Source organism: Ensifer aridi, from assembly GCF_002078505.1.
GTDB lineage: Bacteria > Pseudomonadota > Alphaproteobacteria > Rhizobiales > Rhizobiaceae > Sinorhizobium > Sinorhizobium aridi.
In genome coordinates this window covers 1-20,251 of sequence record NZ_LUAV01000041.1, presented here as the reverse complement: position 1 = coordinate 20,251, position 20,251 = coordinate 1, and the positions used below count along the sequence as shown (strand labels likewise).

The following is a 20,251-nucleotide window of genomic DNA, read 5'->3' as shown; positions in this document are numbered from 1 at the left end:
GCATTCGGCACCTGAGACTCGGCTTCGCTTTCGGTGGAGAGAGCGAACGTTTGCGTGGCCGTCAGCCGCGCCGAGCCGCCTCGATCGCGGCGACGTCGATCTTCCCCATATCCATCATCGCGACAAACGCGCGTTTTGCTTCATCGCCGCCGGCAGCCAGCGCCTCCGTCAGCACGCGCGGCGTGATTTGCCACGAGACGCCCCATTTGTCCTTGCACCAACCGCACGCACTTTCCTGACCGCCATTGCTGACGATGGCGTTCCAATAGCGGTCGGTCTCTTCTTGATCGTCGGTGGCGATCTGGAATGAGAAGGCTTCGCTATGTTTGAACATGGGCCCGCCATTGAGGCCGATACACGGGATGCCGGCGACGGTGAATTCGACCGTCAGCACGTCGCCCTCCTTGCCGGACGGGTAATCGTTGGGAGCTCGGAAGATGGCACCGATCGAGCTGTTCGGAAAAGTCTCGGCGTAGAAGCGGGCTGCAGCCTCGGCATCCTTGTCGTACCATAGGCAGATCGTGTTCTTGGCGATGGCCATTGCTTGTCCCTTTCGCTTTTGAGCTAGTTCAAGATTTCCGGCGCACTCGCAGGCGGTTCACAGTCAGGCTGATTCGCCAGGGCTGCCGCTTTCCAGACCAGATGCGGGCATTCATCCATTGAGTCTGGTCCGGCGTAGCACGACGTTTTCTCCATCTTCGAATGCGAAGTCGGGACGCGCCCGCAGGAACTCGTCTGTCGCCGTTCGGCATCCCTCGTAGTCGTGGTAGTCATCGATCACGATGACCCCGCGCGAACTTATCCGGTCTGCCAGCCCATTCAAGCAATAGCTGACCGGATCATACCAGTCGCAGTCGATGTGAGCGAAGGCGATCTTCTCTATGCCTGCCGCCGGGAGGGTTTTCTCGAATAGTCCCTTATGAAGATTGACCATCGGCCCATCGACGGCGAGGCCATACTTCGTGAAGGAGCGGCAGACTTCATCGTAAAGATTGTCGCGATAGCCATAGTAAAGCTCGCCGCCGAGTCCTTTTGATTCTCCGCTCGCGATCGTCTTGTAACGGTCCCTTGCTTTCTGGCCATCCTTCGCCGATTGAGGTGGGGGAATCATTCCAAAAACATCGAAGCCGTGAAAGCGGCGTCCATGGCGGGTTGCTTTCTTGGACAGGATGATGGCGCTTCCGCCCAGGGCAATGCCGAATTCGGCTATGTCGCCAGGCACATTCTCTTTCAGAACTTCCTTCAGCGCTGTCTCGAGACGTCTCAGCTTCCGAAGCGAGAGGTAGGTAAGGCGCTCTCGCCGCACCGACCGCGCCGTGGCACTCAACCGGGAAGCTTCAAGCATGCGGCGCGTACGCCATATAACAGAGCTCAAATAGGGCACTTTTCCCCCCAACGGTCTCCGCTTTCGCTCCTTTATCGATTCGCCCGTCCTGATGTGCAACCGCCTGGCCAAGCAAACCATTCACATTTTGCCGCATCCCAAGATGGATCGTTACCGCGCTTTCCAGTGGTTCGGGTAAGTGGCTCGGCTCCTTGCCTGCTGCATGGCCGGCCCCCGTGGGCCGGCCGTGCAGCTGGATCACCTCAAACAGTGAAATGATCCAACTGTTTGAAACTACGCAATTCCGGACGGGAAACCGTACACACCTTTCCTGGAATAGCTCCAAGTGATTTCAGCTTACGGCACTGCCTCAGGCGCAAGCGGGGCAACGTCGACCGTACCCGGCATGGCTGATGTCGGGAGAGGCCGCCGCGCCTTTCCCTCTTCAAGCTCGTCGAGGAGGGAATGCCACAGCGAAATGCAAAGCCCGACCATCACCACCAGGAACGGTGCAGCCGCGATGATCGACGCGGTCTGGAGGCCCTGCAGTCCGCCCATGACGAGAAGCACCGCCGCGGAGGCGCCGGCAAGCACGCCCCAAAGAACGACAACGCCAGACCTTGGCTCCAGTGCCCCGCGTGACGACAGCATTCCCATCACGACCGCGCCTGCATCTGCGCCCGAGATGAAGAAGATGGCGACCAGGAAAATCGCGATCAACGACGTCAGCCAGGCGAAGGGATACTGCGCCAGAAGGGCAAAGAGCGAGACTGCCGCGCCCTGATTGTTGACGGCATCGACGATCCCGCCGGCACCGAAGAGTTCGGAATGGAGCGCAGTGCCGCCCATGATCGTGAACCAGATGAAGGTTACGCCGCTCGGGATGAGGAGCACGCCGATCACGAACTCCCTGATCGTGCGGCCGCGCGAGATGCGGGCGATGAAGACACCGACAAAGGGCGCCCAGGAGATCCACCAGGCCCAGTAGAAGATCGTCCAGCTTCCGAGCCAGTTGCCGTCGCTGAAGGCGGCTGTGCGCAACGACATGGACACGAGGTCGCTCAGATAGAAGCCCAGCGATTCCGTGAAGGTGTTGAAGATGAAGATCGTCGGTCCGATGCACACCAGGAATGCCAGCAGCAGCATTGCGATGATCATGTTCATGTTGGAGAGGAACTGGATCCCCTTGCCCACGCCGGACACCGCCGAGAGAATGAACAGCACCGTCATGACGCCGATGATCGTCAGCGCGATGACGTTGGAAACGCCCGTTCCCCAGAGGAAGTTCATGCCGCTGTTGATCTGCTGGGCACCAAGGCCGAGCGACGTTGCGGTTCCGAACAGCGTGGCGATGAGCGCAAGCACGTCGATCGCCTTGCCGATCGGCCCGCTTGCGGCCTCGCCGAGGATCGGCGTGAAGGCAGCCGAAATCAGGTTCGACTTTCCTTTGCGAAAGGTGAAATAGGCGATGACCAAGCCAACCACCGCATAGATCGCCCAGGGGTGAAGTGCCCAGTGGAAGTAGGAGTACTTCATCGCGAGGAGAGCCGCTTCGAGGCTCTTCGGCGCCGCCTGCCCATGCGGAGGGCTGGCGAAATGGTAGATAGGCTCGGCGACGCCCCAGAACATCAGGCCGATGCCCATGCCGACGCTGAACATCATGCAGATCCACGAGGCGGTGCGGAATTCCGGTCGCTCGTCGTCCTGTCCAAGCCGAATCTTGCCGAAGCGGCTGACCGCCAGGAAAAGTGCGAAGACCAGAAAGCCGGCCGAGGAGACGACGAAGCCCCAGCCGAAGCCGGAGATGATGGCGTCGAGAACCACCTTGGAGATCGAGGACAGGTCTTCAGGGAACACCGTCCCCCAGCCGACAAACCCCAAGATGATGAAAATGGCCGGCCAGAATACGGCCGGATCGATCTGACTAGCTCGTGATGGCTCCATTTTTTCTTCCTCCCAATTACCCTCTTGGCCGCCGCTGCTACCGGGCAGCCAAGCCACTCATGCGACCCTGTCCGGCGGATCGCGGCCGTCGAAAAAGGCAGTGATATTCTCGACCACCTTCATCCCCATTGCCGTGCGTGTCTCGGCCGTCGCGCTGCCGAGATGCGGCAGGAGCACGACGTTTTCCAGAGCCGTGAGGCCGGCGGGCACCGACGGCTCACCCTCGTAGACATCGAGACCGGCGCCGGCGATGGACCCTGATCTCAGCTCCTCGACGAGGGCTGTCGTATCGACGACATCACCCCGGGCCGTATTGATCAGGAAGGCGCCCGGCTTCATCACTGCGAGCCGTCGTGCATCCACGAGATGCCGGTTCTCGGCGCTGCCGGGGCAGTGAAGCGACACGAAGTCGCTCGCTGCCAGCACCTCGTTGATCGTCTTCATCTGCAAAGCTTTCATCGCGCGCGTCTCATCGTCGTCGACCGCTGAGCGATTGAAAAAGACGATCTTCATGCCGAAGCCGAAATGGGCACGGCGGGCGGTGGCCTTGCCGATCCGCCCCATGCCGATGATGCCAAGCGTCTTTCCGGCCAGCTGGCTGCCCAGCATGTGGGTCGGGCACCAGCCCTTCCATTTACCCGCCCTGAGCTGCCGCTCGCCCTCGCCCGCACGGCGGGCGGCCATCAGCATCAGCGTGAGCGCGATGTCGGCCGTGCAATCGGTCAGCACGCCCGGCGTGTTGGTGACTGCGATGCCGGCCGCTTGCGCGGCCCTGACGTCGATATGATTGAAGCCGACGCCGAAATTGCCGAGGATCTTCGTGCGCATCGCTGGCTGGTCGAAGATCGCCGACGGCAGGCGGTCGCTGACCGTCGGCAGGACGGCGTCGAAGTTGATGAGCGCCGCCGCAAGCTCCGCTTCGGTCAGGGGATTGTCTTCCTCGTTCAATGTGGTGTTGAAGCGCGCGGCGAGCACGCGCTCCACTTCTGCAGGCCAGCGCCGGGTCACGAGCACGCGGGGCTTTTCCATTCAGGCCGCCTTGGTCATGGCCGATAGCACTTCCGCCACCGTCTCGCCGAAGGACGAGGGAGTCGGCACGATGGTGACCCCGGCGCTCTTTAGGATCTCGACCTTTTCCTGCGCCGATTCCCCGAAGGCGGAGATGATTGCGCCGGCATGCCCCATGCGTCGCCCCTTCGGCGCAGAAAGGCCGGCGATATAGGCGATCAGCGGCTTCTTCATGTTGTCGCGCGCCCAGAGAGCGGCCTCCGCCTCCTGCGGGCCGCCGATCTCGCCGATCATCAGCACCGCGTCCGTGTCCGGATCTTGCTCGAACAGCTCCAGCATGTCCTTGAACGACGAGCCGTTGACCGGGTCGCCGCCGATACCGACCGAGGTCGACACGCCGATGCCAAGCGCCTTCATCTGGCTCGCCGCCTCATAGCCGAGCGTGCCGGACCGGCCGACAATGCCGATGCGGCCGGGGAGATAGATCGACCCCGGCATGATGCCCATCATCGCCTCTGCGGGCGTGATCATCCCCGCGCAGTTCGGGCCGATCAGGGTCATGCGGTCCTCGAAGCGGTAGCGCCGCATGTATCGCTTGACCCTGATCATATCCTGGGAGGGGATGCCGTCGGTGATGCAGACGCAGAGCCGGATGCCGGCATCCGCCGCCTCCATGATCGAGTCGGCCGCAAAGGGCGGCGGCACGAAGATGATAGAGGCATCGGCGCCGGTTTCCTGCACGGCGCCTTTCACCGTGTTGAAGACCGGCATGCCGAGATGGGTCTGGCCGCCCTTGCCGGGGGTGACGCCGCCAACCACGTTTGTGCCGTAGCGCTTCATGTCCTCGGCGTGGAAGCTGCCGATCTTGCCGGTGAAGCCCTGGACGATGACGCGGGTGTTCTTGTCGAGCAGAATGGACATGTCTTAGGCCTCCTCAAGCAGCCTTGCCGGCGGTGAACGACCGCCATGCGGCGACTGCCTTGTCGGCAGCTTCGGCCAGCGTTTCCGCGACGATGATGTTTTCGCCGGATTCGGCGAGGATGCGCCGGCCCTCTTCCATGTTGGTGCCGGAGAGGCGGACGACGAGCGGAACCGGCACGCCGACTTCGCGCAACGCCTTGATCACGCCTTCCGCCACCCAGTCGCAGCGGTTGATGCCAGCGAAGATGTTGACGAGGATCGTCTCGACTTGTCTGTCGTGCAGCACGGCGCGGAAGGATTTCGCCACGCGATCGGGCGAGGCGCCGCCGCCGATGTCGAGAAAGTTCGCGGGCTCGCCGCCGGCGATCTTGATCATGTCCATGGTCGCCATGGCGAGGCCGGCACCGTTGATGATGCAGCCGATGTTACCGTCGAGGCCGACATAGGAGAGCCCACGGTCGGACGCGTAGGTCTCGCGCGGATCCTCCTGGCTCTTGTCACGCATCTCGGAGATATGCGGGCGACGAAAGAGTGCGTTCTCGTCGAAGCTCATTTTGGCGTCGAGCGCCACGAGGTCACCCCGGCGGGTCACGACCAGCGGATTGATCTCCAGCATCGAGGCGTCATAGTCGACGAAGGCGCGGTAGCAGCCGAGCAGCGTCTGCGTGGCGCGGCCGATCAGGGCATTGTCGATGCCGAGCCCGAATGCGATCTCTCGCGCCTGGAAGTCCTGCATGCCGACGCCCGGATCGACGGTCGCGCGGATGATGGAATCGGGCTCCGCCTCGGCGATCTCCTCGATCTCCATGCCACCCGAAGATGAGGCGACGATCATGATGCGCTCGGATTTGCGGTCGAGCACGAAGCCGAGATAGATTTCGCGTGCGATATCCATCGCCTCTTCGATATAGAGGCGGCTGACCAGTTTGCCCTGCGGCCCGGTCTGGTGCGTGACGAGCGTGCGGCCGAGCATGGAGTCGGCGGCCTCGACGATCTCGTGGTCGGACGAGCAGAGCTTGATGCCGCCCGCCTTGCCGCGTGCGCCGGAATGGATCTGCGCCTTGACCACCCATCGGTCGCCGCCGATCTCCCGGGCACGATAGGCCGCCTGCTCGGGACTATAGGCGAGGCCGCCGCGCGGGATATCGATCTCATACCGGGAGAGAAGTTCCTTGGCCTGATATTCGTGAATGTCCATGGTGGTTCTCCCCTTCAGCGGCGGCCGGCGGTGATTGCTTCATGGGTGGCGAGCACGTTGCGCGCCATGCGTTCCGAGGCGGCGTCGATCATCTTGCCGTCAAGCGAGGCCGCACCCTTGCCCTGGCTCTCGGCGAGCTTCAGCGCATCGATGATGCGACGGGCGCGGTCGATCTCTTTCTCCGGCGGAGAGAAGATCTCGTTGGCGAGCGCAATCTGGCTCGGATGGATCGCCCACTTGCCTTCGATGCCGAGGGCCGCAGCACGGCGTGCAGCCGCCTTGTAGCCCTCGGGATCGGAGAAATCGCCGAAGGGGCCATCGATGGCGCGCAGACCGTAGGCGCGGCAGGCGACCGTCATCCGCGACAGGCCGAAATGCCACTGGTCGCCCGGATAGTCGGGGTTGAGGCCGCCGATATTGACGGTGCGGGCCTTGAGGCTCGCGGCGTAGTCGGCAACGCCGAAATGCAGCGCTTCAAGCCGTCCGCCGAAGGAGGCGATGGCTTCGACATTGGCCATGCCGAGCGCCGTCTCGATCAGCGCCTCGAGACCGACGCGCGTCTTGTAGCCCTTGGCGATCTCGATCTGATTGACCATCGCCTCGACCATGTAGAGGTCGGCCGGCACGCCTACCTTCGGCACGAGCAGCGTATCGATGCGATCGCCCGCCTGCTCCATGAGGTCGACGATGTCGCGATACATGTAGTGGGTGTCGAGCCCGTTGATGCGAACCGAGATCGTCTTGCCCCTGCCGCGCCAGTCGATCTGGTTCAGCGCGGCGACGATATTTGCGCGGGCGCGTTCCTTGTCCGGCGGGGCAACGGCGTCCTCGATATCGAGGAAGATGTAGTCGGCGTCGGAATTGGCGGCCTTCTCGATCATCTCGGGGTTAGAGCCCGGGACGGCGAGTTCGCTGCGCTGCAGGCGCAGCCGGCGGAGATGGTTTATCGTATGGCTCATAGATTCCTCTCCTTCGTTTTCAGGCTGCCTTGGCGGTTGACGCCGTGGCGGCGGAGCGGAACTGCTTGATCGCCGAGCCCACGCCCGAGCCCGGCTCGATCTTCACGCCGCAATCGAGCAGCGTGAGCTCGGCGGCACCGAGTGCACCGAGCACCATCACTTCATTGAGCGAGCCGAGATGGCCGATGCGGAACACCTTGCCGGCAACTTTGGAGAGGCCGCTGCCGAGCGAGGTATTGTAGGTGCGGTAGGCGTGGCGGATGACCTCGGCGCCGTCGACGCCTTCGGGCAGACGGATCGCCGAGACGGTGTCCGAATGCCATTTCGGCTCGGTCGCGCAAAGCTTGAGGCCCCAGGCGGAGACGGCGGCGCGGACGCCGTTGGCAAGGTGGTGGTGGCGGGCGAAGATGTTCTCGAGGCCTTCCTCGAACATCAAATCCAGCGCTGCACGGAGGCCCCGCAGCAACTGCGTCGGCGGGGTGTAGGGGAAATAGCCCGTGTCGTTGGCCTTGATCATATCGTCGAAGGAGAAGTAGCAGCGCATGTGGCGCGCGGTCTTGGCGGCTTCGAGCGCCCTCTCGCTGACCGAGAGGAAGCCGAGGCCAGCGGGCAGCATGAAGCCCTTCTGCGAACCGGATACGGCGCAATCGACGCGCCATTCGTCCTGGCGGAAATCGATCGATCCGATCGAGGAGACGCCATCGACGAAGAGCAGCGCCGGATGGCCGCAGGCGTCGAGCGCCGCGCGCACCGCAGCAACGTCCGAAGTGACGCCCGTCGCGGTTTCATTGTGCGTCACGAACACTGCTTGGATCTCGTGCGCCTTGTCGGCGGCGAGACGCTCGGCGTAGAGCTCGACCGGTACGCCCGTGCCCCATTCCATATCGAGGCAATCGACCTCAAACCCGAGGCGTTCGGCCATGTCGACCCAGAGATGCGAGAACTGGCCGAAGCGGCTCATCAGCACGCGATCGCCGGGGGAGAGTACATTGGTCATCGCCGCTTCCCACGCGCCGGTGCCGGACGAGGGATAGATGAATACGCGGCCGTTCTGGTTCTTGAAGACCTTCCTCACGTCGGCAAAGAGCGGCAATGTCAGCTCCGGAAACCGCGGGGAGCGCATGTCTTCCATTGGCAGGTTCATCGCCTGGCGAACCTGTTCGGGAATGTTGGTGGGGCCCGGAATGAAGAGATGATTGTAGCCTGACATCGTTCCTCCAATGGCTGCGTCCGCGGACAGCGTTTCCTCGGGTCCAAAGCTGCCTTTCGGGTGATCTCCGCACAACACTCGCTCAGGCAGAAAAGAATGCCCGACGGGCAGCGCAGGAGTGGCCCTGATGGGTGGTCGCTTGGGAAGAATGGGTAGGAAAAGACTACCCGCAGGTAGTCAATCCGGGTTGCGCCGCCGCTCCTTGGTGTAAAGGGCGACCGCCATGGCGCGGTTGCGCACCTCGAGCTTGTCGTACAGATTTTTGAGGTGGTATTTCACGGTATTCTCGGAAATGCCTGTTCTGGCGGCGATTTGAATGTTGGTCCAACCATTGGCCAGCATGCCGAGCAGCTCGCTTTCACGAGAGGTGAGCTGTTGGAACGGCGTGTTCGAGACTTTCGAGAGTACTGTGTAGGGAATGCAGATCCGGCCCTTCATCACGGCGGTAAGCGTCGCGAACAGGATTTCAGGATCTTCGAACTGATAGCAGAGACCGTTGACACCGAACCGGATCGCCTCGTTGACGACCGAAGGAATGTCGGTGTCGGCAAAGAGAACGACCCGAGGCTCGAGCCCGAACCTGCCGAGGTCGGCGAGTACCTCGGGTGCCTCGGCATCGTCGAGCTGCCAGCTGAGCAGCACGCAGTCCGTCTCGACGGAGGCAAGCTTCTCGCAGAGTTCGGCAGAGGTCCGCGCCGTATCGACGATGGAAAACCTGGCATTTTCGGAAAAAAGTCCGCGGAGAGCTGCGATCACCAAGGGGTTGCGCTCCGCGACCAAAACCCGGCCTCCACCCTCCTGCGACATGTGCCTCCCTGCGTCTTATGCCGTGACATGCACCCATCAGCGATGGCCGGAACAGTAACATCACAAATCGCGCAGATTTCACCGCCGAGCGACGAAACGTGTCCTAAAACGTCTCCCTTCCCCCAAATCCGGACGAACGAAGCAAATGCCCCTCAGCCGACGGCTTGGGCGCGCACGGTTGAGGCTGAAGCGAAAACGACTGGTATCTACGACGGCAATGGCTTGGTCGTGAAACCTTTCGATCCTCGGATCGAGTTCAAGACGTTGCTGATCACTCCCCCCCGAACAAGCCGCCGTCCCGCGTCACCTCGGAACTGATCGCTGCGCTCCAAGGGGTGAAGGATTAAGAGCTGTTTCGTCCGAACGGACGGCCGCTTGGCACGAAGCAGCGATAGCCCTGATGCTGCGTTGCGGCAAAATCGATCCATCGGCCATGAATTCACCAAAACTTCGCGACAGAACCCTGTTGCAGGTTGCCCATTGGACGCGAACGGACCTCAGAGAGAGGCAAGCCGGGCGGCATTCCTTCCATGTGTTAATGACTTTCACGCGGGGACGACGAAACATGAAAGTTGTGGTCGAAAATACCGTCTGCTTGAACACCGGCGATGCGGCAATTCTGCTCGCGATCCGGCACATCTTGAAATCGGTGTTCAAGGACAAGCTGGAATTCCTGGTATTCGACAGCCAGCCGGAGGTCGCCGCGCGGCTCTATCCGAAAGAGCAATATCCCGACATCGAGCTGCGAAAGCTCCCGTCGGAATCGATCTTCAAGTACAAATACGACGACAACACCGTTAAGAATGCGCTGAAGCAGGTGTACAATCAGGCCGTGTTTCAGGCTTTGCGTCATCTCGGCAGCGGCAACTATCTCGACAGGCGCTTCTTCACCGACGAGGACCGCAAAAGCCTTGCGATGTACAAGGACGCGGATATGGTGATCACCACCGGCGGCACTTATCTCGTCGAAAACTATTCCCTGGAGCGGCGCATCAACCAGTTCAAGCTTGCGGAGATGCTGGGCAAGAAGACGATCTTCTTCACGCAGTCGCTCGGACCCTTCGCAAAGCCGTACAACCGCCGGAACTTGCCGCCTGTCTTTGCCCGCAGCCCGCTGATCCTCTTGCGCGACGTTCGTTCGCGCGACCATATTCTCGATCTCGTCGACGATCCCTCAAAGTGCCACGTCGTTGCGGATTCGGTCTTTGCGCTTGCTGACGTGGAGCGGATCAAGGCGCTGCTGACGATCGGCCGCCCGCCGGCGCCGACCGGCCGCGTCGGCATTTCCGTGCGGCACTGGCACTACGTCCAGGGCGGCCAGGGAGGCATGGACCGCTACATCGACTCGGTGCGCGCCATATCGACGAAGCTCGTGCGCGACTACGGCAAGAAGATCACCTTCATTTCCACCTGCCAGGGCGTGCCGGAATATGCGCATGACGACTCGAAAACGGCGAATGCGATCGTCTCCGGCCTGGAGCCCGAAATCGCAAGCCACGTGAGCGTCGACGCATCATTCCACACGCCGGAACAGTTGATGGCGGTCGTCAAGGATTTCGATTTTGTCGTGTCGACGCGGATGCACATGATGATCATGTCACTCTGCGTGGGCACGCCCGTGCTGCCGATCGCCTACGAATTCAAGACGAAGGAAGTCGCCAAGCGCATCGGCGTCGACGATGTCCTGCTCGATATCGACACGGTCACACCCGACGAGGCGCTTGGCAAGCTCGACCGTTTCGTTGGCGATCTCGACCACTATCGTGCCGTGAGCCTCAAGGCCGTGCTCGAAGAACACGCCTCGGCGATGTCGGCGGCGGATCTCATCCGCCCCCTGCTGCCAAGCTCAGCGGCGGATCGCTCCCATTCCCTTCGACAGGACCTCGAGCAAGACCTGGCGCGGCTGGCGTAACAGCAGCGCGAGCAGCAAAGCAAGTCCGTAGTTGAGGCAGATCGCCGAAGCGAGGGCGATGAAGGGCGAGTTCCCGGTCAGCGTGTCCGGAAGCAGGCGATAGCTGACCCAGGCCGCCAGGGCCGACAGAAGAAAGAGGCCCTGGACGAGCATGAAATCGACCGACGAGACGGGGCCGAGCCGCCCGAGCAGCCAGGCAAGCACCGGAAGGCGCAGGACGTAGCCGCTGATTGCATAGGCGGCCGCGACTCCGACGGCGCCCCATTGCAGACCGACGAAGAAGGAAAGCACCGTCGTCAGCGACGAATAGATGCCCCAGCGAAACATCGTCCTGGTATCGCCCTGGCAGATGAAAAGCCAACCCGTTGTGCTCGAGACCGGCTGCATCAGGCTCGCGATCCCGAGCCAAGCGAAAATCGGTGCGACCGGCAGCCATTGCTCGCCGAAGAGGATGCTGACGGTCGGCTGGGCGGCCAAGGTCAGCGCCGCGATACCAGGCATCGTGACCATCGCCAGCAGCCAGTTGGTCCGCAGGTATATGTCGCGGAAGCGTGCCTTATCCTCCTGGATGCGGCTCATCAGCGGAATCATCACGCGCGACAGGGGTTGGGTTATGTTCTGCAACGGGAAAAGCAGGAGCTTATAGGCGCGGTCGTAATAGCCGAGCTCGACCGGTCCGGAGAACTTGCCGATCAGGATATTGTCGAGGTTGCGCGAGAAGAAATTGACAAGATTGAAGCCGGTGAGATTGGCGCCAAAGGAGATGATGTCGCGATCGATCCGGACATCAGGGCGGCCGGGCATCCACCGTGTGGCCCACCAGGCCGCCAGAAGCGCGACGGCGGCAGAGGCCGCGGGGCCGATGACCAGCGACCAATAGCCCATGCCGAGATAGGCGGCTGCGGCGGTGACAAGGAGCCCCACGACAGCCGCATAGACATCGTTCAAAGCCAATTGGCCGAACTTCAGGTGCCGGTTCAAAAGGGCGAGTGGCAGTGCCGCGAGGCTTCCGAGCAGCAAGGGGGCGGCCGCAGCAATCGTGATCGCCGTCATGCGCGGATCGTTGTAGAAAACGGCGGCGGCGGGAGAAAGCGCGACGACGACGAGGGTGCAGATGAGCCCGACGAGCGTGCTGATCCAGAAAACCTGATTGAGCTGCGTCTCGGCAATTTCCTTGCGCTGGATTACGGCCTGCTGCAGCCCAAGATTCTGGAAAAGCCCGACGAAGGCGACGATCGGACTGACAGAGGCGACGAGGCCGAAATCCTCCGGCACCAGCAGGCGGGCAAGGACGATAACCGAGATGAACTGGATCAGCATGCGCACGGCCTGCGCGCCGCCTGTCACCAGACCGCCGCGCAGGGCGGTGCGGCCGAGTTGGATTTTCTCTGCGCTCAAGCGACCTGCCTCGATTCTGCGAACCGGCTGAGGATGGCGGCGAAATCGTCGTCGAGCCGCTCCATGTTGAATTCGGCCTCGACTTTCCTTCTTGCTGCGAGGGCTATGCTCTCGCATTCGTTCGGATGTTCGGCGATGAAGCGCAGCCGGGCCGCGAGCGTGTCGACGTCCCGTTCGGTTGCAAGGAAGCCCGTCTTGCCGTCTTCGATCAGCTCCGGAATTCCGGAATGGTAGGAACTGACCACTGTCAATCCGGCCGCCATCGCCTCCATCAGCGCCACAGGTATGCCTTCGACATCGCCGTTCTCGGCGGTGACACTCGGTAGGACGAAGGCATGCGAGCGGTGCAGCCATTGCTTGACCTCCTGGTGAGGAAGACCACCCAGAAAGGAGACCTGCTCGGCAATGTCGAGTTCGGATGCAAGCGCCTGGAGCCTTTGCCGCAAGGGGCCGTCGCCGATGATCGTGTAGTGCCAGGCGAGTCCCGGGGCGTCGGCACGCAGTTTCCCGAGCGCGCGCAGCGCGAACTCCACGCCCTTCTTTTCGGCCAGCCGGCAGACGGAGATCAATTGCAGCGGCGTGTCGCGCCAGGATTTCCACTCGTAGGGGATCTTGTTGAGGTCGATTCCCATATGGTGGACGGCGACCTTCTCGGCAGGTGCCCCGGCCTTCACCAGAACGTCGCGAAAATGGTCGTTCACGGTGAGGCTCAGCGCACCGTGCTGGAACAGATCGTTATAGCGTCCGAGGCCCCGTTCATGCAGGGGGACGCCGACGTCGTAGCCGTGGAAGATCGTGACGATCGGCGGCTTTAGCCGCTTCCATTTCTTGAGCCGCGCCGCGCGGGCGCCGTTGTGCCCGAAATGCGCGACGATGACGTCGCATCGATTGAGGCTTGCGGCTGACGAGATGTCGAGCACGGTGGAGACTTTGTCGCGCAGTTTCGCTGGCAGTCGCTCTATGGACGCCCGGAAGTGCGCCGCCGCGCCCCACCAGTCGCGCGTTCGCGCAAGAAGGGTTGCGAGCGGCTCCTGCTTGCGGTCCGGAAAGTCATAATCCGTGATCCCGTTGCACACGACATCGACCTCGAAACCACGGCGCAGCAGGCCGGCCATCTGGCCGATGACGAAAGTTTCCGAGAGCTGCGGAAACTGACCGACGACAAAACCGACGCGCATGCCGTCTCAGGATGCCTTGAGTGCTGCGGGGCGGCTCTGCGCGGCGCGCTCCAGAACCTCGAGGAAGGCGGCGAACTGTCGCGCGGGCTGCATCAGCGGGCGCTCGGCAAATTTCGATGCGGCCGTGGACAGCCGCTGATATTCGACGTCATCGCTCCAAAGCCTGCGGACGGCGCCGGTCCATTCTTCGAGCGGCGCATCGTAATCGAGAACGATGCCGCCCTCGCCGATGGCTTCCGGCAATCCGCCGCGGCTTGAACCGACCACCGGAATGCCGCTGCAATGGGCCTCGGAAGCGACCCGACCCCAGGCCTCCTCCCATTTGCTCGGCGCAAGCAGGATTTTCGTCCGGCCGTACACCGTTTTCATGTCGCTCGTACGGCTTTCCAGCCGAACGTTCTTCAGTGGCGCGATGATCTTCTCGATCTCCGCCCGGTGGTCGTCGGCGAGCTTCCAGCTTTCGAGGAACAGGAAAGGAATGTCGGGGCACTGTTCGGCGATCTGAACCGCCAGTTCGAACCCCTTTTCCTTGTAGGGGTTAATGAAAGTTACATATTCCCGTGTCGTCGGGGTCCTGTAAGCTTCGGGATTGATCGTCGGCGGGATGACGACCGTGTCGATGCCGAACTTCTGCTTGTAGGCTCTGGCGGTAAATTCCGAATTCGCGATGTAATAGGCGGAGTTCAATTCCCTGAGGTCCCCGGCGAGCTCGTGAAACTCGACGTTTCTGAGATAGACGACCAGCGGCACGTTGTGCACCTGGAGGGCCTTTCCGATCGGCACGGATTTGTGGCACTGCACAACGGCGACATCGGGCTGGAGCTTCTGTACGGCGAAAGCAGCCGCTTCCCAGGGATGCCAGGCGCGCACGACGGGGTATCCGGGAAAGTTGTCGAGGACGCCGCGGCCCCCGGACAATTTCAGCTTTACGCGCGCCTTGAATCCGAAGAAGCCATCGCCGAAAAGGGAGGCCAGAACGCCTGCTTCGTGGCCGCGGTCGCGCAATTGCTGGACGAGGTGGTGGGTGCTCGATTGAACGCCGCCGCTGAATTCCGGATAGTATCCATTCCCGCCGGCAAACAGAACCTTCATACCGCTGTTCTCCTTCATAGAGACGTTTTCGCCGTGACCGCTTCCGCCCTCCCAAATGGGTAAGGCGAAGCGCATCAACTCCAGAATGACGGCAATTGTTGGGTCGGCCAGTATCGGGCGCGCAACCTGCGATACCCGACGGCGTCTTGGCGAGGACATACGAGCCCGAGTGGGTGTTTGCGTCCATCCAGCCGCAAGAGGTCATCCTCCATCGAGCAGGGAAATAGTACGAGCGAGGCGCGCAGCATTGCTGCACTGCAGCATAGTGTCACGGCACGACGGCACCGTCAACCGGGCTTCACCGGCCGAGCTGATTGAAAAGGCTTAGAGTCCGTTTGAGAACGTCAGTGGCTGATACGTTGGAGCAGAAGACCGCCCATGGCGACATGGATCATGGCTGCTGACACGTCGATGCGGGCAGAGAACGCGGCCGACCGTGGAGGGATGGCCCTCGAACAGGCGGGTCGGCCTCGGACGCGCTCGCTGACGTTGGTCACTCTGCCATTTGTCTTCGTATTGCGCTCAGCTGAGTTCTTGGGCGAGTCCGATGAGAAGCCCTTCAGGCCCACGGATGTAGCAGAGCCGATACGCGTCTTTATACTGGACTACTTCGCCTACGAGCTGCGCGCCGCGCGTGCGGAGCCTTTCAAGCGTCTCGTCGACGTCGTCCACGGCGAACATGACGCGCAGGTAGCCCAGGGCGTTGACCGGGGCGCTCCGGTGATCTGCGACGACAGGCGGCGTGAGGAAGCGGGAGAGCTCGAGCCGGCTGTGGCCGTCCGGTGTGCGCATCATGGCGATCTCGACACGCTGATCGCCCAGTCCAGTGACACGTCCGGCCCATTCTCCTTCGATCGTGGCCCGCCCTTCGAGCTCGAGGCCGAGTTCGCGAAAGAAATCAATCGCCCCTCCGAGGTCTTCGACGACGATTCCTACGTTGTCCATCCGCTTGAGCGCCATGTTTCAATCTCCAAAGTGTCGTTCCAATCTAGAACGCGTCACCTAGTCTAACAACGGACGCTTGAGGTGCCTTAAACGCCGGCGGCCATCCGGGGGCGCAATTCGCTGCTGTCCACATCAGAAGCTTGAATCATGGAACGCCTCGAACGGCCACCCCGTTTTCAAACGGCCTCTTAGCCCTACGTGACCCAACCGCTTGCTTGACGCGGCGGCCGTCCAAGGTCACGTTCAGCAATTTAAAACAGAGCGACGGGTGCATCATGGCCGAGGACGAACAGGCGCCGGAAACCAAGTTGACCTCCACCAAGCGGCGCTGGGCGGCGGCGGGCAAGTTCCTGACCGGCCGCATTGCGCGTCCCGAAACGGACCGGCTTCCGCCCGGGCAGCATCTCGTCAAGGACTGGCCGGTCCTGGATCTGGGGCAACAGCCGCACCTCACTCTGGAGAGCTGGCGGCTCGACGTGACGGGCCTCGTCGAAAACTCTCTCTCGCTGGATTGGAGCGCCTTCCAGGCGCTGCCGCAGAGCGACAGCCTCTCGGACATCCATTGCGTGACGACGTGGTCGCGCTACGACAACCGGTGGCGCGGCGTCGCCACCCGCGATCTCCTTGATCAAGCGATGCCGATGCCGGAGGCGGAATATGTCCTGCTGACAAGCTATGACGGCTATACCACCAACCTGCCGCTTGCCGACTTTGCCGCCGAGGATGCGATTCTCGCCACCACCTGGGAGGGTGAGCCGATCACGCGAGCCCATGGCGGGCCGATGCGCCTCATCGTGCCGCATCTCTATTTTTGGAAGAGTGCCAAATGGCTGAGGCGCATCGATCTGCGCGCCGCCGACGTCGCAGGCTTCTGGGAGCGGAACGGCTATCACATGCGCGGCGATCCCTGGAGCGAAGAGCGCTATTCCGGTGATTGAGAACTCACACGTTGACTGTGATCCTCTTTCCTTGATGCTACAGTCCACGGTTGAAGACCTTGTTCAATGAAGCGCGGCAGCGCCCTGCTCTGCGCAAGCCCGGGAGGAGAGCATGCGCCATCTCGCCTTGAAAAGCCTGTCCTTTGCCCTGTTGTTCGCGTTCGGTGCGGTTTCGCCGCAATTGGGAAGGGCGGCCTCGCCGGAGCCGGTCAAGGCCGAGCACGGCATGGTCGTCACTGCCCAGCATCTCGCCTCCGATATCGGCGTCGAGGTCCTGAAGAAGGGCGGCAACGCGGTCGATGCCGCAGTCGCGGTCGGTTATGCGCTTGCGGTCGTCTATCCGACGGCGGGCAATATAGGCGGTGGCGGCTTCATGACCATCCGCTTCAAGGACGGCAAGACGACCTTTCTCGACTTTCGCGAACGCGCTCCGCTCGCCGCCACCAAGAGCATGTACCTCGACGATCAGGGCAACCTCGTCAAAGGCCTGAGCACTGAAGGCTATCTCGCCGTCGGCGTGCCCGGGCCGGTCATGGGCTTCGAGTTCGCCCGCAGCCGCTATGGCACGCGGCCGCTGAAGGAACTGATCGAACCGGCGATCAAGCTTGCGCGTGAAGGCTTCGTGCTCGAGCAGGGCGACATCGATTCCTTCGACGGCGAGACCGAGCGGCTGGCGAAAGACCCGGCCGCCGCCGCGATCTTCCTGAAACCGGACGGCAAACCCTTCGCTGCCGGCGACAGGCTGGTCCAGACCGATCTCGCCAACTCGCTTGCAATGATCGCCGAGAAGGGGGCGGACGCCTTCTATAAGGGCGCGATCGCCGACGCGATCGTTAAGGCGAGCGCGGAAAAGGGCGGCATCCTCGCCAAGAAGGATTTTGAGCAGTACCAGGTGCGCGAGCTCGAGCCGGTCAAGTGCAATTACCGCGGCTATGACATCGTCTCATCGCCGCCTCCGTCTTCGGGCGGCGTCATCATCTGCGAGATCCTCAATGTCCTCGAGGGCTACCCGATCTCCTATCTCGGCTACGGTTCGGCCGAGACGGTGCATGCGATGATCGAGGCGATGCGCCACGCCTATGTCGATCGCAACACGGCGCTCGGCGACCCCGATTTCGTCGAGAACCCGGTCGCCAAGCTCGTCGACAAGGCCTATGCCAAGGAGATCCGCGAAAAAATCGACCCGTTCAAAGCCGGCGTCTCGGAGGCGCTGATGCCCAAGGGTTTCGGCGAGAGTAAGGAGACGACTCACTATTCGATCATCGACGACGAGGGCAACGCCGTCGCCGTCACCTATACGCTAAACGGCTCCTTCGGCGCCGGCGTTGTCGCGCCCGGAACCGGCATCCTGCTCAACAACGAGATGGACGACTTCACCGCCAAGCCCGGCGCGCCCAATCTCTACGGCCTCGTGCAGGGCGAGGCGAATGCGATCGCGCCCGGCAAGACGCCGCTTTCGTCTATGAGCCCGACGATCATCTCCAAGGACGGCAAGCCCTTCATGGTGATCGGCAGTCCCGGCGGCGCGCGCATCATCACCATCACGTTGGAGGCGATCATCAACGTGATCGATCATGGCATGAATATCCAGGAGGCGGTCGACGCTCCGCGCATCCACCACCAATGGCTGCCGGACAAGGTGTTCATGGAGCCCTATGCGCTCTCGCCCGACACGCGGAAGCTGCTCTCGGCAATGGGCCATGATGTCCAGATCGACGAGAACTGGACGATTTGGGGTCAGGCGACGGGAATACTCGTTGGCGGCGAAAGCTTGAGCGAGATCGAGGAAGGCAGCGGCGCCCGCTATAACGGCGCCGTCGATAGCCGCATCGGCGCCGGCGCGGCGACGGGGTATTAGGACGCTCCGTTAAGGCAGGCCCCATGGGACACTGTCAGAGCGGAAAAAGCTCGGCGGTTTTCCGCCCGGAGCGGATGAGGACGTGGGGGCCGCACGCCGCTCCGGACGAGGCATGCTCGCGCCGATCAGGCCAGCGCGTCGAGGGAGGACCATAATGCGTACCCAGGTCGTCATCATCGGCTCAGGGCCGTCCGGCCTTTTGCTCGGACAATTGCTCGCGGGGGCGGGGATCGACAATGTCATCCTCGACCGAGCGAGCAAGGACCACATCCTCGGCCGGGTGCGCGCCGGCGTGCTCGAGGAGGGCACCGTTCGGCTGATGGACGAGGCGCGATGCGGCGCGCGCATGCATGCCGAAGGATTATCGCACGAAGGGATCTCGTTGGCCTTCGACGGCCGCGATCACCGCATCGACCTCTTCGGACTGACCGGCGGCAAGCGGGTGACGATCTACGGCCAGACGGAACTCACGCATGATCTGATGGACCATCGTGAAGAGGCGGGCGTGCTGTCGATCTACGAGGCGGCGAACGTAACGCCGCATGATTTCGACGGTAACGCGCCTTACGTCACCTATGAAAAGGACGGTGCCACGCACCGCATCGACGGCGATTTCATCGCCGGCTGCGACGGGTTCCACGGAGTGAGCCGCCGATCCGTTCCGGAAAGGGCTATCCGCAGCTTCGAGAAGGTCTACCCCTTCGGCTGGCTCGGTATCCTCGCCGACGTGCCGCCGGTCGATCACGAATTGATCTACGCCAACCACCCGCGCGGCTTCGCGCTCTGCTCCATGCGGTCGCACAAGCGCAGCCGCTACTACATCCAGTGCTCGCTCGGCGAAAAGATCGAGGAGTGGGGCGATCAGCGCTTCTGGGATGAGCTGCGCCGCCGCCTGCCGGCCCACCATGCCGAACGCGTGGTGACCGGGCCTTCATTCGAGAAATCGATCGCGCCGCTCCGCTCCTTCGTCGCCGAACCGATGCGGTTCGACCGGCTGTTCCTCGTCGGCGATGCGGCTCACATCGTACCGCCAACCGGCGCCAAGGGCCTGAACCTTGCCGCGAGCGACGTGCACTATCTCTTCGAAGGCCTGCTTGAGCACTACCAGGATCGCTCCAATGCCGGCATCGACGCCTATTCCGCCCGGGCCCTCGCCCGCGTCTGGAAGGCGGTGCGCTTCTCCTGGTGGATGACGAAGACGATGCACCGCTTCCCGGACACGAGCGATTTCGACCAGAAGATCCAGGAGGCGGAGCTCGACTATCTCACCCATTCCCGAGCTGCGGCGACGGCACTAGCGGAGAACTATGTAGGGCTGCCGTTTTGACCCCACGGGCAGGTAAACCCGCCCCGCCGATCATGCTTGTGCCGCAACCGCCCCCGCCGCCTCGCGGATCGTCTGCATCAGGATCGAGAGCGGCAGCGAGGGAATCGTGTCGGTGCGCATGGTGAGGCCGACCGGCCCCTTGGTTTCGCTGGTGTCGATCGGCAGCGTCGCCAGTAGCCCGTCCTCGATGTCGGTGGCGACGACGCCGGCCGAGATGATCCAGATGGCATCG

General features: G+C 62.4%; 17 protein-coding genes and 1 pseudogene. 4 read left to right on the top strand and 14 right to left on the bottom strand.

What is annotated here, in order from left to right:
* Positions 1-61: 61 nt before the first annotated feature.
* The 9 genes from AYK65_RS30825 to AYK65_RS30785 form a co-directional block, all read right to left on the bottom strand.
* Entirely contained in the window at positions 62-535 is a 474-nt protein-coding gene (locus tag AYK65_RS30825) for a VOC family protein (RefSeq protein ID WP_026616968.1), read from the bottom strand.
* Positions 536-652: 117 nt separating this feature from the next.
* Positions 653-1,456 (bottom strand): TylF/MycF/NovP-related O-methyltransferase, encoded by an 804-nt coding sequence (locus tag AYK65_RS30820; RefSeq protein WP_172402090.1) that lies wholly within the window; start codon positions 1,454-1,456, stop codon positions 653-655.
* Between the two features lie 225 nt (positions 1,457-1,681).
* On the bottom strand, positions 1,682-3,268 hold the full coding sequence (locus tag AYK65_RS30815; RefSeq protein ID WP_026616970.1) for a BCCT family transporter: 1,587 nt from the start codon (positions 3,266-3,268) through the stop codon (positions 1,682-1,684).
* A 57-nt stretch (positions 3,269-3,325) separates the two neighbouring features.
* On the bottom strand, positions 3,326-4,297 hold the full coding sequence (locus AYK65_RS30810; protein WP_081163163.1) for a 2-hydroxyacid dehydrogenase: 972 nt from the start codon (positions 4,295-4,297) through the stop codon (positions 3,326-3,328).
* On the bottom strand, positions 4,298-5,197 hold the full coding sequence (gene sucD, locus AYK65_RS30805; protein ID WP_026616972.1) for a succinate--CoA ligase subunit alpha: 900 nt from the start codon (positions 5,195-5,197) through the stop codon (positions 4,298-4,300).
* Between the two features lie 13 nt (positions 5,198-5,210).
* Positions 5,211-6,395, bottom strand: a complete 1,185-nt coding sequence (locus AYK65_RS30800) for a malate--CoA ligase subunit beta (RefSeq protein ID WP_081163162.1) — start codon at positions 6,393-6,395, stop codon at positions 5,211-5,213.
* Positions 6,396-6,409: 14 nt separating this feature from the next.
* Positions 6,410-7,354 (bottom strand): HpcH/HpaI aldolase/citrate lyase family protein, encoded by a 945-nt coding sequence (locus AYK65_RS30795; protein ID WP_081163160.1) that lies wholly within the window; start codon positions 7,352-7,354, stop codon positions 6,410-6,412.
* 19 nt (positions 7,355-7,373) lie between these two features.
* The gene (locus AYK65_RS30790) at positions 7,374-8,564 is read right to left on the bottom strand and encodes an aminotransferase class V-fold PLP-dependent enzyme (protein ID WP_081163159.1); all 1,191 of its coding nucleotides are present in this window, start codon (positions 8,562-8,564) and stop codon (positions 7,374-7,376) included.
* A gap of 177 nt (positions 8,565-8,741) precedes the next feature.
* The gene (locus AYK65_RS30785) at positions 8,742-9,371 is read right to left on the bottom strand and encodes a response regulator transcription factor (protein WP_026616976.1); all 630 of its coding nucleotides are present in this window, start codon (positions 9,369-9,371) and stop codon (positions 8,742-8,744) included.
* Positions 9,372-9,936: 565 nt separating this feature from the next.
* Here AYK65_RS30785 and AYK65_RS30780 point away from each other — a divergent pair.
* Positions 9,937-11,283 carry a polysaccharide pyruvyl transferase family protein gene (locus AYK65_RS30780; protein ID WP_046117284.1) on the top strand — a complete coding sequence of 449 codons (1,347 nt, stop codon included), beginning with the start codon at positions 9,937-9,939 and terminating at the stop codon, positions 11,281-11,283.
* Here the strand turns inward: AYK65_RS30780 and AYK65_RS30775 are convergent.
* The 4 genes from AYK65_RS30775 to AYK65_RS30760 all read right to left on the bottom strand — a co-directional run bounded on the left by AYK65_RS30775 (position 11,218) and on the right by AYK65_RS30760 (position 15,911).
* Positions 11,218-12,681 (bottom strand): lipopolysaccharide biosynthesis protein, encoded by a 1,464-nt coding sequence (locus AYK65_RS30775; RefSeq protein ID WP_026616978.1) that lies wholly within the window; start codon positions 12,679-12,681, stop codon positions 11,218-11,220. The genes AYK65_RS30780 and AYK65_RS30775 overlap by 66 nt on opposite strands.
* On the bottom strand, positions 12,678-13,859 hold the full coding sequence (locus AYK65_RS30770; protein WP_081163157.1) for a glycosyltransferase: 1,182 nt from the start codon (positions 13,857-13,859) through the stop codon (positions 12,678-12,680). The genes AYK65_RS30775 and AYK65_RS30770 overlap by 4 nt, the downstream gene beginning before the upstream one ends.
* A 6-nt stretch (positions 13,860-13,865) precedes the next feature.
* Positions 13,866-14,951 carry a glycosyltransferase gene (locus AYK65_RS30765; RefSeq protein WP_026616980.1) on the bottom strand — a complete coding sequence of 362 codons (1,086 nt, stop codon included), beginning with the start codon at positions 14,949-14,951 and terminating at the stop codon, positions 13,866-13,868.
* Positions 14,952-15,473: 522 nt separating this feature from the next.
* On the bottom strand, positions 15,474-15,911 hold the full coding sequence (locus AYK65_RS30760) for a VOC family protein (protein WP_046117282.1): 438 nt from the start codon (positions 15,909-15,911) through the stop codon (positions 15,474-15,476).
* A gap of 260 nt (positions 15,912-16,171) precedes the next feature.
* Here AYK65_RS30760 and AYK65_RS30755 point away from each other — a divergent pair, with 260 nt between their 5' ends.
* The 3 genes from AYK65_RS30755 to pobA all read left to right on the top strand — a co-directional run bounded on the left by AYK65_RS30755 (position 16,172) and on the right by pobA (position 20,019).
* On the top strand, positions 16,172-16,834 hold the full coding sequence (locus AYK65_RS30755; protein WP_081163156.1) for a sulfite oxidase-like oxidoreductase: 663 nt from the start codon (positions 16,172-16,174) through the stop codon (positions 16,832-16,834).
* Between the two features lie 112 nt (positions 16,835-16,946).
* On the top strand, positions 16,947-18,692 hold the full coding sequence (gene ggt, locus AYK65_RS30750; RefSeq protein ID WP_026616984.1) for a gamma-glutamyltransferase: 1,746 nt from the start codon (positions 16,947-16,949) through the stop codon (positions 18,690-18,692).
* A 154-nt stretch (positions 18,693-18,846) separates the two neighbouring features.
* Positions 18,847-20,019: a 4-hydroxybenzoate 3-monooxygenase gene (gene pobA, locus AYK65_RS30745; RefSeq protein WP_081163154.1), complete on the top strand. Its 1,173-nt coding sequence runs from the start codon at positions 18,847-18,849 to the stop codon at positions 20,017-20,019.
* 30 nt (positions 20,020-20,049) lie between these two features.
* Here pobA and AYK65_RS30740 read toward each other — a convergent pair.
* Positions 20,050-20,251, bottom strand: a pseudogene (locus AYK65_RS30740) (pca operon transcription factor PcaQ); the annotation flags it as partial.

Bases quoted from the DNA above. Each gene is read 5' to 3' on its own strand.
- pobA (WP_081163154.1), top strand. From the start codon at position 18,847: ATGCGTACCCAGGTCGTCATCATCGGCTCAGGGCCGTCCGGCCTTTTG.
- AYK65_RS30760 (WP_046117282.1), bottom strand. From the start codon at position 15,911: ATGGCGCTCAAGCGGATGGACAACGTAGGAATCGTCGTCGAAGACCTC.
- AYK65_RS30765 (WP_026616980.1), bottom strand. From the start codon at position 14,951: ATGAAGGTTCTGTTTGCCGGCGGGAATGGATACTATCCGGAATTCAGC.
- AYK65_RS30815 (WP_026616970.1), bottom strand. From the start codon at position 3,268: ATGGAGCCATCACGAGCTAGTCAGATCGATCCGGCCGTATTCTGGCCG.
- AYK65_RS30800 (WP_081163162.1), bottom strand. From the start codon at position 6,395: ATGGACATTCACGAATATCAGGCCAAGGAACTTCTCTCCCGGTATGAG.
- AYK65_RS30810 (WP_081163163.1), bottom strand. From the start codon at position 4,297: ATGGAAAAGCCCCGCGTGCTCGTGACCCGGCGCTGGCCTGCAGAAGTG.
- AYK65_RS30780 (WP_046117284.1), top strand. From the start codon at position 9,937: ATGAAAGTTGTGGTCGAAAATACCGTCTGCTTGAACACCGGCGATGCG.
- AYK65_RS30790 (WP_081163159.1), bottom strand. From the start codon at position 8,564: ATGTCAGGCTACAATCATCTCTTCATTCCGGGCCCCACCAACATTCCC.
- AYK65_RS30785 (WP_026616976.1), bottom strand. From the start codon at position 9,371: ATGTCGCAGGAGGGTGGAGGCCGGGTTTTGGTCGCGGAGCGCAACCCC.
- ggt (WP_026616984.1), top strand. From the start codon at position 16,947: ATGCGCCATCTCGCCTTGAAAAGCCTGTCCTTTGCCCTGTTGTTCGCG.
- AYK65_RS30755 (WP_081163156.1), top strand. From the start codon at position 16,172: ATGGCCGAGGACGAACAGGCGCCGGAAACCAAGTTGACCTCCACCAAG.
- sucD (WP_026616972.1), bottom strand. From the start codon at position 5,197: ATGTCCATTCTGCTCGACAAGAACACCCGCGTCATCGTCCAGGGCTTC.
- AYK65_RS30770 (WP_081163157.1), bottom strand. From the start codon at position 13,859: ATGCGCGTCGGTTTTGTCGTCGGTCAGTTTCCGCAGCTCTCGGAAACT.
- AYK65_RS30795 (WP_081163160.1), bottom strand. From the start codon at position 7,354: ATGAGCCATACGATAAACCATCTCCGCCGGCTGCGCCTGCAGCGCAGC.